The sequence below is a fragment of the Stenotrophomonas sp. A3_2 genome, from assembly GCF_036624925.1.
GTDB classification, from domain to species: Bacteria; Pseudomonadota; Gammaproteobacteria; order Xanthomonadales; family Xanthomonadaceae; genus Stenotrophomonas; species Stenotrophomonas hibiscicola.
Genome location: NZ_JAZKVY010000287.1, coordinates 1 through 472 on the forward strand (window position 1 = coordinate 1; position 472 = coordinate 472).

Consider the following 472-nt stretch of genomic DNA (forward strand, 5'->3'; position numbering starts at 1 on the left):
GTACCTGCTCTTATGGCGTCAATATCGGAAGCTACTACCAGATTAAATGTAGAAAATTTTCTTGCCCCCAGCTCGAATGCTGATTGCGACGTTCTCACAGAGATTGTTGAATTCCGCAATGGCTTGATGCGGCTGCAATCATCGGCTCGCAAACGGAGCAGATCAAAACCGGGCGACCCTGCTCTGGTGATATCGGTTTAGTCGCGCTTACAGAAGCTGTACCCTCGCGAACCCAATGCAACATTTACGTGAATGTCTATTGATGACACACACTGACGTCCGGATTATTAACCGCATCCGCCCCAAATACTCGAGGTGACGCGGCTGCTACCCGATCGGTTTGCCCACTGGTTCGCGTCGCGCGGCTGGGCGCCACGTGCGCATCAGCTCGACATGCTGGCGGCGGCGGAGGCAGGGGAAAATACGCTGCTGATCGCGCCCACCGGCGGGGGCAAGACGCTGGCGGGGTTTT

General features: G+C 55.9%; 1 protein-coding gene. It reads left to right on the plus strand.

Features of this window, described 5'->3' with window-relative positions; translation table 11 throughout:
- The coding region (locus R5H29_RS14070; RefSeq protein ID WP_332329317.1) for a hypothetical protein at window positions 1-201 on the plus strand (201 nt) is incomplete at its 5' end.
- Window positions 202-472 lie beyond the last annotated feature (271 nt).